This window comes from Janthinobacterium amylolyticum, from assembly GCF_051380655.1.
Taxonomy (GTDB): domain Bacteria; phylum Pseudomonadota; class Gammaproteobacteria; order Burkholderiales; family Burkholderiaceae_D; genus Janthinobacterium.
In genome coordinates this window covers 308,116-322,722 of the sequence record NZ_JBNYXL010000001.1, presented here as the reverse complement: position 1 = coordinate 322,722, position 14,607 = coordinate 308,116, and the positions used below count along the sequence as shown (strand labels likewise).

At 64.9% G+C, this 14,607-nt stretch carries 15 protein-coding genes; 8 read left to right on the top strand and 7 right to left on the bottom strand.

Annotated elements, in window-relative coordinates; translation table 11 throughout:
- Positions 1 to 20: 20 nt before the first annotated feature.
- The 7 genes from ACQ4WR_RS01545 to ACQ4WR_RS01515 all read right to left on the bottom strand — a co-directional run bounded on the left by ACQ4WR_RS01545 (position 21) and on the right by ACQ4WR_RS01515 (position 7,467).
- On the bottom strand, positions 21 to 887 hold the full coding sequence (locus ACQ4WR_RS01545; RefSeq protein ID WP_436484841.1) for an HvfC/BufC family peptide modification chaperone: 867 nt from the start codon (positions 885 to 887) through the stop codon (positions 21 to 23).
- Positions 880 to 1,815 carry an MNIO family bufferin maturase gene (bufB, locus tag ACQ4WR_RS01540; RefSeq protein ID WP_436484839.1) on the bottom strand — a complete coding sequence of 312 codons (936 nt, stop codon included), beginning with the start codon at positions 1,813 to 1,815 and terminating at the stop codon, positions 880 to 882. The genes ACQ4WR_RS01545 and bufB overlap by 8 nt, the downstream gene beginning before the upstream one ends.
- On the bottom strand, positions 1,815 to 3,836 hold the full coding sequence (locus ACQ4WR_RS01535) for a ferritin-like domain-containing protein (protein ID WP_436484837.1): 2,022 nt from the start codon (positions 3,834 to 3,836) through the stop codon (positions 1,815 to 1,817). Before ACQ4WR_RS01535 ends, bufB begins: the two co-directional genes overlap by 1 nt.
- A gap of 293 nt (positions 3,837 to 4,129) precedes the next feature.
- Entirely contained in the window at positions 4,130 to 4,762 is a 633-nt protein-coding gene (locus ACQ4WR_RS01530) for a hypothetical protein (RefSeq protein WP_436484835.1), read from the bottom strand.
- Positions 4,759 to 5,622 (bottom strand): hypothetical protein, encoded by an 864-nt coding sequence (locus ACQ4WR_RS01525; protein WP_436484834.1) that lies wholly within the window; start codon positions 5,620 to 5,622, stop codon positions 4,759 to 4,761. Before ACQ4WR_RS01525 ends, ACQ4WR_RS01530 begins: the two co-directional genes overlap by 4 nt.
- A gap of 80 nt (positions 5,623 to 5,702) precedes the next feature.
- The gene (locus ACQ4WR_RS01520; protein WP_102297075.1) at positions 5,703 to 6,533 is read right to left on the bottom strand and encodes a glutaminyl-peptide cyclotransferase; all 831 of its coding nucleotides are present in this window, start codon (positions 6,531 to 6,533) and stop codon (positions 5,703 to 5,705) included.
- A gap of 25 nt (positions 6,534 to 6,558) precedes the next feature.
- Positions 6,559 to 7,467 carry a LysR substrate-binding domain-containing protein gene (locus ACQ4WR_RS01515; protein WP_436484832.1) on the bottom strand — a complete coding sequence of 303 codons (909 nt, stop codon included), beginning with the start codon at positions 7,465 to 7,467 and terminating at the stop codon, positions 6,559 to 6,561.
- A gap of 103 nt (positions 7,468 to 7,570) precedes the next feature.
- On the opposite strand from ACQ4WR_RS01515, the gene ACQ4WR_RS01510 reads away from it, so the two are divergent.
- From ACQ4WR_RS01510 to phnE, 8 genes are all read left to right on the top strand, one after another.
- Positions 7,571 to 8,032 carry a CidA/LrgA family protein gene (locus tag ACQ4WR_RS01510; protein WP_436484830.1) on the top strand — a complete coding sequence of 154 codons (462 nt, stop codon included), beginning with the start codon at positions 7,571 to 7,573 and terminating at the stop codon, positions 8,030 to 8,032.
- Complete coding sequence (locus ACQ4WR_RS01505) at positions 8,029 to 8,718, top strand: LrgB family protein (RefSeq protein WP_102297071.1); 690 nt, start codon at positions 8,029 to 8,031, stop codon at positions 8,716 to 8,718. The genes ACQ4WR_RS01510 and ACQ4WR_RS01505 overlap by 4 nt, the downstream gene beginning before the upstream one ends.
- Before the next feature lie 64 nt (positions 8,719 to 8,782).
- Positions 8,783 to 9,859 (top strand): tRNA 2-selenouridine(34) synthase MnmH, encoded by a 1,077-nt coding sequence (mnmH, locus tag ACQ4WR_RS01500; RefSeq protein WP_436484828.1) that lies wholly within the window; start codon positions 8,783 to 8,785, stop codon positions 9,857 to 9,859.
- A 136-nt stretch (positions 9,860 to 9,995) separates the two neighbouring features.
- A complete protein-coding gene (selD, locus tag ACQ4WR_RS01495) occupies positions 9,996 to 11,060 on the top strand; it encodes a selenide, water dikinase SelD (RefSeq protein WP_436484827.1) in 1,065 nt (354 codons plus the stop codon).
- Between the two features lie 26 nt (positions 11,061 to 11,086).
- A complete protein-coding gene (locus ACQ4WR_RS01490) occupies positions 11,087 to 11,953 on the top strand; it encodes a putative selenate ABC transporter substrate-binding protein (protein WP_436484826.1) in 867 nt (288 codons plus the stop codon).
- A gap of 193 nt (positions 11,954 to 12,146) precedes the next feature.
- On the top strand, positions 12,147 to 12,959 hold the full coding sequence (locus ACQ4WR_RS01485; protein ID WP_436484825.1) for a phosphonate ABC transporter ATP-binding protein: 813 nt from the start codon (positions 12,147 to 12,149) through the stop codon (positions 12,957 to 12,959).
- Between the two features lie 17 nt (positions 12,960 to 12,976).
- Positions 12,977 to 13,789, top strand: coding sequence for a PhnE/PtxC family ABC transporter permease (locus tag ACQ4WR_RS01480; protein WP_436485375.1), 813 nt, complete (start codon positions 12,977 to 12,979; stop codon positions 13,787 to 13,789).
- The gene (gene phnE, locus ACQ4WR_RS01475; RefSeq protein WP_436484823.1) at positions 13,786 to 14,598 is read left to right on the top strand and encodes a phosphonate ABC transporter, permease protein PhnE; all 813 of its coding nucleotides are present in this window, start codon (positions 13,786 to 13,788) and stop codon (positions 14,596 to 14,598) included. The genes ACQ4WR_RS01480 and phnE overlap by 4 nt, the downstream gene beginning before the upstream one ends.
- The last annotated feature ends 9 nt before the right edge of the window (positions 14,599 to 14,607 follow it).

Below are 14,607 nucleotides of genomic sequence, written 5' to 3'. Positions count from 1 at the left end.
TTGCGTGCAATTTATTGCCTTTAAGCAATCAAACCTGTGGCGGCCGCCATGGGCAGCCACAGCATCGCATCGGCCAGCACGGCGTCCGGCGCCCTGCCGCTGGCCTCGGCCGCCTCCTGCGCGCAGCCGCCCAGCGGCGCCCCATCGGCCAGCGCTTGCAGCCAATGGAATTGCCATGGCTGCAAGTCGTGCATGGCCAGCCGGTAGTGCAGGCGTGTAATCGCGACAAAACCCGGGGCTTCCTCCGGCTGGGGTGGCACGCCATCGTCCGGCGCCGCCTGCGCCTGTTGCCAATAGCGGTGCACGGGGAAAGTCAGGGATAGCAGCCGCGCGCACGGCGCCAGCCGCCATTGCCGCGTGTCTCCCAGCAGCAAGTCCACGCCAGATGGCAAAAATGACAAAGCAGGCCGAGGCATTTTTTCCAGCCCAGGCGCCCGGCTCGCTTCGCCGCGCGCCCGCTCCAGCCGGGCCAGTTCGACGGGAAAACGCAAGGCGGCGCCCTGCGCGCCTCCACCCGCGCCCGCCTGGCTGGCGGCAAGAAAGTCGGCAAAGCCGCCGCCCAGGTCATACAAGGTGGTGGAAGCGGACGGATGGCGCCAGATGTAGGCACGGGCAAAAAAGCCGAACAGCTCGTCGCCCATCACGCGGCGCAGCACGGGGTAGTCGGCCTGCAGGCATTCGAGCAGGCGCAGCACGTAGCCGTCCGCATAGATATGCAGGCGGGCGGGGCCGCCCGCTACGGGCAAGAGTACCTGTTCCGGCTGCAGGCCATGGCGCTGGCCCGCCAGTTGCACGCCGCGCGCCGCGCCGCCGGGCGCCGTCATGGCTGTCAGGAACCACGCCTGCACTTGCGCCAGCGGCGCGCCAGGCAAATCGCGTTCAGCCATGCACGGCCCCCGCATGGAAACCCAGGGGCGCCGACACTGCGGCGGATGCGCTGGCCGTGGCCGCTGGCGCGTCTTCGCTGAATTCGCCCCGCTCTGCCGCCCGCGCCTTGCCCAGTTCTGCCAGCAGTTGCGGATAGGCGGGGATGTTCGCATCCCACTCCAGCAGGGTCGACACGCCGCCCGTCAGCCGCTGCGCCAGCGCGTATAAACGCCAGACGGCGGCCGGCACGGGGGCGTCGTGCGTATCGATCAGCACCTCGCCGCAATCCGTGGGGCCGGCCAGGTGCAGCTGCACGATGTGCGCGTGCGGCAGCTGGCGGATATAGGCTTGCGCATCATAGCCGTGGTTGTGCGCGGACACATGCACGTTGTTGACGTCCAGCAGCAGGCCGCAGCCCGTATCCTCGGCCAGTCGCCCCAAAAACTCCCATTCCGGCATGCTGGACTGGGCAAACTCCACATAGGTGCTGGGGTTTTCCAGGATTAATGGCCGCCCGAGGAATTCCTGCACTTGCCGCACCCTGCCCGCCACGTGGCGCAGGCTGGCCTCGTCCAGCGGCAGCGGCAGCAAATCGTGGCTGTTGAGCGAGGCGGCGCCCGTCCAGCACAGGTGGTCGGAAATCCACGCGGGGCGGATTTCCTCCGCCAGCCGGCGCAGCTGGCGCAGGTAGCCCAGGTTCAAGGCATCGCTGCTGCCGATCGACAGCGAGACGCCATGCATGACGATGGGCACCTGCGCCGCCACCACATCGAGCACATGGCGCGCATAGCCGTGGTTGTCGATGAAGTTCTCGCTGATGATCTCGAACCAGTCCACCTGCGGACCATGTTCGAGGATGTGCGTGTAATGGGGCGGGCGCAGCCCCACGCCCAGGCCCAGATGTGGCAGGCCCAGGCGTGGAAGCACCGCTGGCTTGGTGGCCGCCATCAAGTCGATGGCGGCAGGGCCAGGCGCAGATCGGTCGGTGGCGGCGCCGCGCCCACGGGCGTGCCGCGCGCCGCCATCACCTTGCCATACGCTTCCCAGGCCTTGTCGTAGACGCTGTCGCCCAGCGAGAATGTCATGGTCTGACCCAGCGGGATGTTGTGGTGCTCGGGCGCCGGGCCGAAATCGTACAGCGCCATGGTGGCGGACTGGGGCGGCGTCGTCCTGGTGGTGTTCGGATACAGCTGCGAGGCCGAGATCGGCACGGCGCAGCCGCCGAAGCCGCCGCATTTGTTGTCGCTCGGCGCGCTGTACGGCCCTTTCGGCGCGCCGCACAGGTTGCCTGCCGCCGCCACTGCCTTCACGGCATGGCCGCACGAGGAGCCGCCGCACTGGCCGCCGCCCTTGTCGAGCTGGGCAAAGCCGCAGCCGCCCTGCGCGTGGCAGCCGTTCGAGCCCTTGCACGTATGGTAGACGGCCAGCGCCGCGCACGTGGCCGATGCTTCGCCTTCCAGGTGCATGCCCTGGCAGGCGTGGTACAGCACGTCTTTCTCGATCTTCGGCACGCCCGTCGCCAGGTTCGGCGCCTGGCCCAGCACGGCCCAGCAGATGGCCATGCGGTCGCCGGCGCCCACCATCGACGGATACGGGAAGGCGGTGTCCTGCTTTTGCCAGTAGGTATCGAGCACCGAGGTGATGCCATAAATGGCGCCCGTGGCCACCGTGCTCAGCATTTTCAGGGTGTCGCTGCTGTCCTTCAGGCGGTTCAGGGCGCCCGCCACCTGCTCGGGCGCGGGGATATTCTTTGGCGCCGTGCCTGGGTTGTAGCTGGCGTTGGTGAGCATTTTCTCGTCCCAGCGATTGCCTTCCCGGTGCCACTGCACCCAGGTCTTGATGGGCAGCCTGGCCTTGACCTGGCCGAAGCGCTCGTAATGGTCGAACTCGGCGCTGTCGTGGCGGGCGCTGGCGTCGCGCGAATCGGCATCCTCGCCACCTTCGGTGTAGGAGGGATAATCCGCCGTCAGCGCCGCCAGGTCTTCGCGGTAGTCGGGTTTCACCGCCATCAGCTGCGCCTGCAGCCGGCGCCGGTAGCGCGTGATGGCCGTGTCGCTGCCCTCGCCCTGGTCGGTGATGGCTGCCATCATGTCGATGGCCTTGTTGAACGAGCGGATCTGTCCGCCATCCTGGTCGTCCTTGCCGAAACAGGTGTCGAAGCGGGGGAATTCCGCCTTTTCATGTCCCTTGACCGTGGTGTTGAACATGTCCTGCTGCACCGAGCCGTTGACGAACAGCTTTTGCCACAGGGTTTCGCCATCCTCGTACTCGATGCTGATATAGCGGGCATAGCATTCGTACATATAGCCGATGGTGCCGAACAGGGGCAAGTCGTGCACGTGCTTGCCCGGCGTCCAGCCCGCGAACGGCACTTCGGGGAAATACTTGGTGTGGTTGTGCTTGTCGAACTCGGCCAGCTGGTCGCGCGCCTGCTGTTCCGGCTGCTCGATGGCCAGGAACAGGTCGCACTGGTTGCTGTTCAATTCCTCCAGGTTGACGCGCACGTGGCGGTAGCCGGACGTGTCCTGCAGGTCGACGATGTGCGGGATCACCGTGCAATCCTTGCCGTAGCAGGTCCAGCCGTGCTCCAGGCTTTGCAGCTCCGAGCCCGTGAAGCATGGCGCCGCGCCGATGGCCGTGGCCAGGTTGGCTGCCATCTGCAGGTGCAGCATCTCCTGGATGAAGACGCTGAAGATGATGTTGAAGGCGTGCTCTTCCGGCGTTGCCGGATGCGCGCTGGTACTCATGCCCGGCCATCGCCGGCCCTTGTAATAGCTGATGTCTTTCGAGTTGATCTGGTGCGTGCCCTGGATCGAATACATGGTGGCCATGTACAGGGGGATGGTAAACAGTTCGACGCTGACGGCCGCCTGGGCGATGGCGCGCACGGCGGCCGTATCGGTGGCCAGCTGGTCCAGCGGCTGTCTGGTGATGAGCGGCTGGGTGCTGCCTAAAACGGGCATTTTCATTCTTGTCTCTCCACAGGAAGGATGCGTTTCGGGGATGCCGTGCCCGCGCCCGGCTGCGTGGCGCCGGGAATCTCCGGCTAAGGGCTGAAACATAATACGCCTTGGAAAGATATTTTTGCGGCAAGTTTTACGCGTCAAAAGAAGAATTGACCTGCGTCAATTTTGCCCCCGGCGGCGCTGGCAAACAGGCCTGATTTACCCCAAAAAGATGACAATTGAATAGATTTTTCAGAACGCGCGCGTGTATACACCGCGCGCCGCGCTGCGGCGGCGCGTGGCTGGCATGCTGATAGTCAGGAAGCCGGCGGCGGCTGGAAGGCGCAGAAGCCCGCGTAGCCATCGCGGCTGTCGCACACTTTCAGGCAGCCCTTGTTGTCCTTGAAACTGGCGCTGACCTCGATGGGAAAACCATACGTGGGCGTGATGGCCTTGAAGGCGGACGGGCAGCTTTTCTCGTTGCTGAAGCGGAAGGTGATGGCTTCGCGGCGGCCCTTGCGGCTGAAGTTCAGCATAAAGGTTTCATTGCTGTTCCACTGCGCCTTGCCCGGCACGCGGAAACGGTAGCGCTGCTTGTCCACTTGCTGGCCGAAGACCCGGGTGCTGGCCGTGGCCGTTTCCACCTTGGCTACCGGATACACCACGGCAAAGATATACGTGCCGGCGAAGCCCTGGTCGAAGCCCAGGCCCTTCTGGTAGAACGGCACGACGATATGCGGCGCGCCCGCGTATTCCACGCTGTTGCGGGAGGTGGTGCGTGACGTCAGCCTGTCGTCGGGCGCTTGCGCAAAGAGCACGTCCACTTCCACCAGCGCCTGCTGTTTGTCGAGGTCTTGCGTCAGGTAATCCCTGGGCGCGATCTCGCTGTGCACGCAGCCGGCCAGCAAGGCGGCGCCCAGGCAGCCAGTCAACAGTTGCAATGGTTTCATGGCTGCGCTCCTTTGGGTGGCACGGGCACGGACGTGGCGCCCAGGCCCGTCACTTGCCAGCCATTCTTTCCCTGTTTCCATTCAAATTGCTGGCCAAACCAGGCCAGGCGCGCTTCGCGTTCGATGCGCTGCGCATCCGTGCGGCCCTTGCCCGCCTTCAGGGCGGCGCGCGCCTGCGCATCGGCCGCTTCGGACAGCGGTTTCAGCCAGCGCTGGTGCGTGTCGGCCGGCAAGGGCAAGGCGGCAACGACGCCGTCCTCGCGCGTGGCCAGCAGCACCTGCGTCCTGGTCAGAAACGCGCCGCGGCCGTTGTCCGGCGAGACGGCCAGCAGCGTGGCAGGCGCATGATTTCCCGTCACCACGCCCGGCATGTCAAACCACAGCAGCTCGCCCGTGCGCGTGTCGAGCGCGCGCGCATCGCGGGAAAACAGCAGCACCTCGCTGCGGCCCGGCTGCGGCACGCCCCATTCCGGGTCGCGCTCGGTGCGCACCATGTTGTTGGGCTGTAGCGGGCTGATGGGACGCATCAGCGGTTCGCCATTCTGCACGCCGATCAATATCGTGCCCTGCCCCGTGTAGCCCTTGGTGAACGCCAGCAGCATGGGCTGGCCTTCGCGCGTGGCGGCCAGCGGCCGCACTTCCGTCACCTCGCGCGCGCCGCCCGGCCAGTAGCCGTGCTGGCGGAAGGCCAGGGTGACGTCCGTCGTATGGCGGTCTTGCGTGACGACGAAATCGCCGTAATGCTTGACCACCGGCACATACGGCGTCTGCGCCTGCGCTGCTGGCAGGAAGGGCATCGCGGCGGCGGCCATCACGGCAGCGGCCGCCAGGCGGCGGAGGGGAGAAGGAAGCAAAGACATGGAGGGCGCGGTCTGAAGGAGTATCAACATCGCGCCATCATAAACGATTCGTTGTTAGCAACACTGTCCTGTTGGAAACATCAATGCCGCTGGATTTCGATCAGCTCGATCTCGAACAGCTGCGGCCACAGTTTGCCGGTGACAAACAATCGCTTGCCGCGCGCATCCCAGGCGATGCCATTGAGCACGGCGTCGGGATTGGCCGTGCCGCGCATGCCGGGCGGCAGCAAGCCCGTCAGGTCGATCCAGCCCACGACTTTACCGCTGGCCGGGTCGATGCGGGCGATCACGTCCGCGCCCCAGACATTGGCGAACAGTTCGCCGTTGACCATTTCCAGCTCATTCAGGCGCTCGATCGGGCGGCCATCGGCCTTGACCTCGAAACGGCGTACTTCGGCCAGGGTTTTCGGGTTCAGCACGCGGATGGCGGACGTGCCGTCACTCATGTAGACGGCCCTGGCATCGCTGGCCAGGCCCCAGCCTTCGCCCTTGTAGCTGAACTTGCGCTTCACCTTGAAGGTCTTGCGGTCGAACACATAGCCGGTCTGCGAAACCCACGTGAGGCCGACCAGGTCGTCGCCCACGTCGGTGATGCCTTCGCCGAACACATCTTTGTCGAGCATGGTTTTCTGCAAGACTTTACCAGTCGTCAGCTCCACCTTGCGCAGCGACGACTGGCCATTCTGGCCCGTGCTTTCATACAAATGGCCATCCTTGAACAGCAAGCCCTGGGTAAAGGCCTGGGGATCGTGCGGGTAGGCATTCTTGACGAAGTAGCCATACACGGGAATGGCGGCCCGGGCGCTGCCCATGGCGCCCATCAGGCCCAAGGTGCATGACAATCCCAGCAGCAAGGAGCCTGCGGTGCGCTTGAATCGGCTTGTAACGCTGGCGTGACCGGTGTTCTTCATAGGGATGGCGGTGGTTGGCAAGCGCCTATTGTAATCGCCCGCGCCGCTCCACGTGCGCCCTGACCAGGTCGAGCCAGGCACGGGCGGCGAACGACAGGCGGCCGCCACGGCGCCAGGCCAGCATCAGATTCCATTCCACGGGCGGGCCGTCGAGGGCAATCACGTCAAACTGCGTGGCATCGAGCGTGTCGCAATACATCTTGGGCAGCAAGCACACTCCCACGCCCAGGCGCACCAGCGAGGCAATAAAATCCCACTGGCCGCTGCGGCCCGTGATGCGCGGCGCGAAGCCGGCCCGCTGGCAGGCGTCGAGCACGATCTCGTTCAGGGCGAACGCGGCGCCGTAGAAAATGAAGGGACTGCCGGCCAGTTCCGCCAGGGCCACGCTGGCGCGGCCTTGCCACGGCGAGTTGGGCGCCGCCAGCAGGCACAGCGGTGAGCGCACGAGCGGCAGCGCCTCGAAATCCTGCCAGGTGGCGGCATTGCCCGGATAGTCGAGCATGGTGCCCAGTTCCACCGTGCCGGTGCGCAAGTCGCGCTCGATGGCCTGCGTGCCGCTCTCGTACATTTTCAGCTCGATGCCCGGATAGCGCTGGTGGTATTCGGCCAGCCACGGCGCCAGGGTGGCATGCGTCTGCGGCGATACGCCGACGCGCAATTCTCCCCGCTCCAGCTGCTGCAAGTCGCGCAACTCCACCTTCAGTTCCGCGTGCAGGGCCAGCAGTTCATGCGCGCGCGACAGCACCACCTTGCCCGCGTCCGTCAGGGTAAAGCGCTTGCCCGCACGGTCCAGCAAGGCCAGGTCCAGCGACTGCTCCAGCTGGGCGATCATCTTGCTGACGGTCGGCTGGGTCACGTGCAGCCTGGCGGCGGCCCGCGTAAAACTGTTCTGCTCGACCACTTCGACGAAGTAGCGCAAGGAGCGGATATCCATGATGCATTCCAAAAGCGAATGATAATTATGAGTTTAAGTCATTTTATCTTTTGATGTTGGCTCTCTACAATGCAACCTTCCCCTGCCGTTTTGAAAGCCCGCCGTGAAAGCCTTGCACCATCCCGCCGCCGTTGCCATGCCCCGTGCCCCAGCCTGGCGCCAGCCGGCGCATACCGTGTGGCAGGTGGGCGTGCTGATTGCCGCCTGGTGGCTGGCCGACCAGGCCGCGTCCGCCCTGCAGCTGCCGTTTTCCGGCGGCGTCGTGGGCCTGGCCCTGCTGGTGGTCCTGCTGCTGGCGGGCTGGGTGCGGCCTGCCGCCATCGAGCTGGGCGCCAACTGGCTGCTGGCCAACATGCTGCTGTTCTTCATTCCCCTGGTCGTTTCCGTGGTGCAGTTTACGGAATTGTTGAAAACCCAGGGCCTGACCCTGTTCCTGAATATCGGCCTGGGCTTTGCCAGCGTGATGCTGGCCACGGCCCTGACGGTGGAATGGGTGTGCCGCTATGAACGCAAGCTGCGCCTGAACAAGCTGCTGCGCCAGCGCGCCATGCGGGCGGCGCCATGAACACCTTGCTGCTGTCGCTGCTGTTCCTGCTGCTGACCCTGGTGTTGTTCTACGCCAACCAGGCGCTGCACCAGCGCCACCCGCACTTCCTGCTGACGCCGGCCATCTGCACCTCGGCGATCCTGATCGTTATCGTACAAGCGACCTCGACGCCATTCGCCACGTATTTCGGCGAGACGCGCTGGCTGCCGTGGCTGCTGGGCCCTGCCACCATCGCGTTTGCCCTGCCCATCTTCCAGGAACGCAAGCTGATCCGCAAACACTGGCTGGCCCTGTCGCTGGGCAGCTGCGCCGGCATCGTGGCCTCCGTCGCCGCCACCCTGCTGCTGGACCAGTTGCTGGGCGTGCACGGCGACATGGCGCGCAGCCTGCTGGCGCGCTCCGTCTCCACGCCGTTCGCGCTGGAAGCGTCGCGCCACATGGGCGGCTCGGCCCAGCTGACGGGCATCTTCGTCGTCATGACGGGCTTGTTCGGCTTGATGCTGGGCAAGCCGCTGCTGAAACTGCTGCCCTTGCGCATGCGCATCGCCCGTGGCGCCCCGTATGGCGCGGCCGCGCACGGTTTTGGCTTATCCGTGGCGCGCCGCGTCGGCACGGAAGAAGGCGCCGTGGCCAGCCTGACGATGATCTTTTCCGGCGTCGTGACGGTGCTGCTGGCACCGCTGCTAGGCAAATTGTTGGGCTAGTTGCCCACGCCGGCCCCGTTTATCGGGGATAATACGTGTTTCCCCCGCCAGCGTCCTTGCCCTGATGAAATACCCCGCAGTCCTTCCCTTCAGCGATATCCTGCCACGCCTGAGCGAATTTGATGCCATCATCGATGTGCGCAGCCCGTCCGAGTACGCGGAAGACCACTTGCCCGGCGCCATCAACCTGCCCGTGCTAGGCGATGAAGAGCGGGTGCGCGTCGGCACCCTGTATAAGCAGACCAGCGCCTTCGAAGCGAAGAAGCTGGGTGCGGCGCTGATCGCGAAAAATATCGCGCGCCATATCGAGGATGGTTTCCTTGGCCACGCGCAGCACTGGCAGCCGCTCGTGTATTGCTGGCGCGGCGGCAACCGCAGCGGCGCCATGGCGCATATCCTGGCGCGCATCGGCTGGCCCGTCACGCAGCTCGACGGCGGCTACAAGGAATACCGGCGCCACGTCAACGCCGAACTGGCCACCCTGCCCGCGCGCTTCGATTTCATCAACGTGCTGTGCGGGCCGACGGGCAGCGGCAAGAGCCGCTTGCTGCAAGTGCTGGACCGGCAAGGCGCGCAAGTGATCGACCTGGAACGCCTGGCGGCCCACCGCGGCTCCGTGCTGGGCGGCTTGCCCGAGGAAGCCCAGCCGTCGCAAAAGGCGTTTGAAAGCGCGCTGTGGCAGCAGCTGCGCCATTTCGACCCGGCATTGCCCGTCTTCATCGAATCGGAAAGCAAGAAAGTGGGCCGCCTGCGCGTGCCCGACGCGCTGATGGAAAAGATGCGCGCGGCCGACTGCACCGACGTGCGCCTCGATACCGCCCAGCGCGTGCAACTGCTGATGCAGGACTATGCACATTATGTGGCCGACCCGGCCGGCCTGAACGTGCAGCTTGCCCTGTTGACGCAGCTGCATGGCAAGGAGAAAATCGCCCACTGGCAGCAACTGGCCACGGCGGGCAGCATGGCAGAGCTGGTGGAAGAACTGCTGGTGCAGCACTACGATCCCGTCTACCGGCAATCGATCGCCCGCAACTTCAGCCGCTACGCCCAGGCCACGCCGCTGGTCCTGCCCGATATTTCCGAACATGCTTTTGAGCAAGCCGCACGGGCATTATGTGCTATCGTCGGCGTCAAGGAGTAGTGTTAGAAACCGCTCATGCCCGAACGGCAAACTGCCGGGGTCGGCCCCTCAGGGTCCGACCCCGGTTCTTGGCCTTGGGTTAAAGCATGTTCTCCTAACATTTATATTTCAGTACACAACATCAGCAGGAACTCCCATGTCAGATAGTGCAGCAACACCCAATACCCCCATCCGATTGACCGAATTTGCCCATGGCGGCGGCTGCGGCTGCAAGATCGCGCCGGGCGTGCTGGCCGAGATCCTGAAAGGCAGCGGCGGCTTTCCCCTGCCGAAGGAATTGCTGGTCGGCATAGAGACTTCCGATGACGCGGCCGTGTACCAGCTCAACGATGAGCAGGCGCTGATCGCCACCACGGATTTCTTCATGCCCATCGTCGACGATCCGTTCGACTTTGGCCGCATCGCCGCCACCAACGCCATTTCCGACGTGTACGCCATGGGCGGCACGCCCATCATGGCGCTGGCCCTGGTCGGCATGCCCGTCAACAAGCTGCCGGTGGAAACCATCGGCCTGATCCTCAAGGGCGGCGAAACCATCTGCGCCCAGGCCGGCATTCCCATCGCCGGCGGCCACACCATCGATTCCGTCGAGCCGATCTATGGCCTGGTCGTGCTGGGCCTGGTCCATCCATCGCAGGTAAAACGCAACGCGGGCGCGCGCGCCGGCGACAAGCTGGTGCTGGGTAAACCCATCGGCGTGGGCATCCTGTCGGCCGCGCTGAAGAAAAACGCGCTGGACAAGGACGGCTATGCCTCCTTGATCGACAACACCACCAAACTCAATACCCCGGGCAAGAAACTGGCCCTGCTGGACGGCGTGCATGCATTGACGGACGTGACGGGCTTCGGCTTGCTGGGCCACACGCTGGAACTGGCGCGCGGCGCCAAGGTGCAGGCGCGCATCGCGATGAACGACGTGCCGCTGCTGCCGCAAGTGCAGCAACTGGCCGAAAACGGCAACATCACGGGCGCCTCAAGCCGCAACTGGCAAGGCTACGGCGCGCAAGTAGCGCTGGCCGACAGCCTGAGCGCCATCGACAAGGCGATCCTGACAGACCCGCAAACGGCCGGCCCGCTGCTGGTGGCGTGCGCGCCGGAAGCTGTCGAGGACGTCCTGGCGATTTTCCGCGCAGAAGGCTTTGCCGACGCCACGGTGATTGGCGACGTGCTGGAAGGCACGACCGGGGTTTCCGTAATTTAATGTACAACTATTTCAAAGGCCGTTCCATGACCACATTCTCCAAATTCCCTGCCATCCTGGCCACCGTCGCCGCCACCCTGGCCATCCACAGCGGCATCGCACAGGCGCAGCAAGTGCTGCGCGTGTCCGCCATTCCCGACGAAGCGCCGACGGAATTGCAGCGCAAGTTCAAGCCGCTGGGCAGCTACCTGGAGAAAAAGCTGGGCATGAAGGTGGAATTTACGCCCGTCACCGATTACGCGGCATCCGTGGAAGGCCTGATCAATAACAAGCTCGACATGGTCTGGTTCGGCGGCTTTACCTTCGTGCAAGCCAACGTGCGCAGCGGCGGCAAGATCGTGCCGCTGGTGCAGCGCGAGGAAGACACGAAATTCCGCTCGGTGTTCGTCACCACCAGCAAGGACATCAACCAGTTGTCCGACCTGAAGGGCAAGAACTTCACCTTCGGCTCGGAATCGTCGACCTCCGGCCACCTGATGCCGCGCTACTACTTGCTGGCCGCCAAGATCAACCCGGATACCGACATGAAGCGCATCGCCTTCTCGGGCGCGCATGACGCCACGGTCGCCGCTGTCGCTGGCGGCAAGATCGATGCGGGCACCTTGAACATTTCCGTTTGGGAAAAACTGGTCGAAGCGAAAAAGGTCGATCCGGCCAAGGTGCGCGTGTTCTACACGACTCCCGGCTACTACGATTACAACTGGAGCGTGCGCGCCGACATGAACCCCGTCGTGCGCAAGAAGCTGACGGACGCCTTCCTGGCGCTGGACCCTGCCACGCCGGAAGGCAAGGAAATCCTGGAACTGCAGCGCGCCACCAAGTTCATCCCGACCAAGGCCGAGAACTACAAGGATATCGAAGCGGCCGCGCGCGATGCGAAGCTGTTGAAGTAATGTAGGCCGATGCGTTAGCCGCAGGTCGGATTAGCGGCAAGGCCGCGTAAGCCGACACCAGCAATAATGCCAACAATGTTGTCGGATTACGGCCTCCGGCCTAATCCGACCTACGCTGCCGTTGCATGGCGTAGGTCGGATTAGCGGCGCAGCCGCGTAATCCGACACCGCCACCGAAAAACCGACACATCGCATGACACTCCAACTTCACAAGGTCAGCGTCCACCACGCGGGCGCCGCTGCTCATGCACTGGCGCTACGCGAGCTCAGCCTGGACGTGGCCCAAGGTGAACAGATCGCCCTGATCGGCCCCTCGGGCGCCGGCAAGACCAGCCTGCTGCATACCCTGGCCTGCGCGCTGCGCCCGGCATCGGGCAGCCTGCATATCCTCGGCAGTTCCCCATGGCAGATTGCCAGTAGTGAACGCCACGCCTTGCGCGCGCGCATGTTCCTGGCGCCGCAGACGCCGCCCCTGCCGCCGCGCCAGCGCGTGGTCAACGCCGTGCTGGCGGGCCGCCTGCCGCAATGGAGTCTATGGACAGCCATCCGCTCGCTGCTGGCCCCCGTCGATCCGCGCGCCGCGTGGGAAGCGCTGGGCAAATTCAAGCTGCAGGACAAACTGTATGCGCGCGTCGACCGCCTGTCGGGCGGCGAACGCCAGCGCTGCGGCATGGCCCGCGCCCTCGTTTCGAATGCCGAGGTTTTCCTCGTTGACGAACCGCTGTCCGCGCTCGACCCCACTCTCGCAGTGCAGACGATCCATGTGCTGCAGGCGGAAGCGCAGGCACGCAACGCCACCTTGATCTGCAGCCTGCACCAGGTCGAGATCGCGCGCGCCTGCTTTGCGCGCATCATCGCCTTGCGCGATGGCCAGGTCGTGTTCGACTTGCCCAGCAGCGAAGTCAGCGATGCCTTGATCGAGCAGTTGTATCGCAACAAGATGGACACGTCGCCCGACTTCGAGCCCATCGATGTCGACCTCAATGCGGCGAGGCCCCGTTGCTGAAGACCGCAAACCCCGCCATGCCGCGCGACCCCGCCTGGCGCGGCCGCCTGGCCGACGCCGCCGTGGTGCTGCTCGTGCTGTGGCCGATGCTGGTGCAGGCCGAATTCAAGCCGTGGATTTTATTCGACGCGCAAAGCCTGTCCGCTACCTGGCAATTCCTTGCCAGCTTCGTGCCGCCGGCCCACTCGCTGGAATTTTTGCAACTGGTGGCCGTATCGAGCTGGGAAACCATTGCCATGGCCACGGCCGGCATGGCGCTGGCCATGCTGGGCGCCATCCCGCTGACCCTGCTGGTAACGGAGCGATTGTCGATTTCGCGCATCGGCTCAGGCCGGGTATCGCCGCTGGCCGCCAGCGTGCGCCACGCCGTGCGCGCCCTGCTGGTGCTGCTGCGCAGCGTGCCGGAACTGGTGTGGGCCTTGCTGCTGGTGCGCATCGTGGGCCTGGGGCCGACGGCGGGCGTGATCGCCATCGCCCTCACCTATTGCGGCATGCTGGGCAAGGTGTATGCGGAAATCCTTGAATCGTCGGATGCGGCCGCCTGCAACGCTATACTCAACAACGGCGGTGGCCGCCTGCAAGCCCTGCTGTATGGCGCCCTGCCCGAGTCCGCCGCCGAACTGGTGTCGTACACGATTTACCGCTGGGAATGTGCGATCCGCGGCTCCGTCGTCATGGGTTTTGTCGGCGCGGGCGGACTGGGCCAGCGCATGGATGAATCGATGAAAATGATGGCAGGCAGCGAACTGGCCACCATGCTGATGGTCTTCGTGCTGCTGGTGGCTGGTGCCGACGCCGTCTCCGCCATGCTGCGCCGGAGGCTGGCATGAAGCATCTGGATGCCAGCCTGCAGCCAGCATTGCCTGCCGCTGTGCCCGTGCGCTGGTCGACCTGGGCCTTGCTGGCCGGCCTATTGCTGCTGGTCATCGCCAGCTTCGCCACCCTGCCCCTGAAATGGGGAGAATTCTTCAGTGCCGACGCCGTGCGCACGACAGCCGACTTCCTGCATGGCTTCGCGCCGCCGGAACTGGCGCCCAACTTCCTGATCAAAGTTGGCGTGGCCACCTTCGAGACCCTGGCCATGTCGGCCATCGGCACGCTGATCGCCGCCATCCTGGGCGCGCTGCTGGCCCTGCCCGCCAGCGGCCGCTTTGGCGCCCTGGCGCGCAATGCCACGCGCGCGGTCCTGAATGTGCTGCGCTCGATTCCCGAACTGGTGTGGGCGTCGATCCTGCTGATCGCCGCCGGCCTGGGCCCATTCGCCGGCACCCTGGCGCTGGCCTTGCACACGGTCGGCGTGCTGGGGCGGCTGTTTGCCGATGCGTTTGAGAATTGCCCGCCGCTGCCGGCCGCCACCCTGCGCATCAATGGCGCCCGCCCGGCCGTGGCGTTTTTGTACGCCACCTTGCCGCAATGCAGCCCGCAAATGATGTCCTACACCCTTTACCGCTGGGAAAACAATATCCGCGCCGCCGCCATCCTCGGCGTCGTCGGCGCGGGCGGCCTGGGGCAGATGCTGAAATACCATTTGTCGCTGTTCCAGATGCAGAGCGCGGCCACCGTCATCATCGCCATGCTGCTGATGGTGGCGGCAGTGGACGGCCTCAGCTACCTGCTACGCCGCGCCATGACCCGTTAAATTTTACTT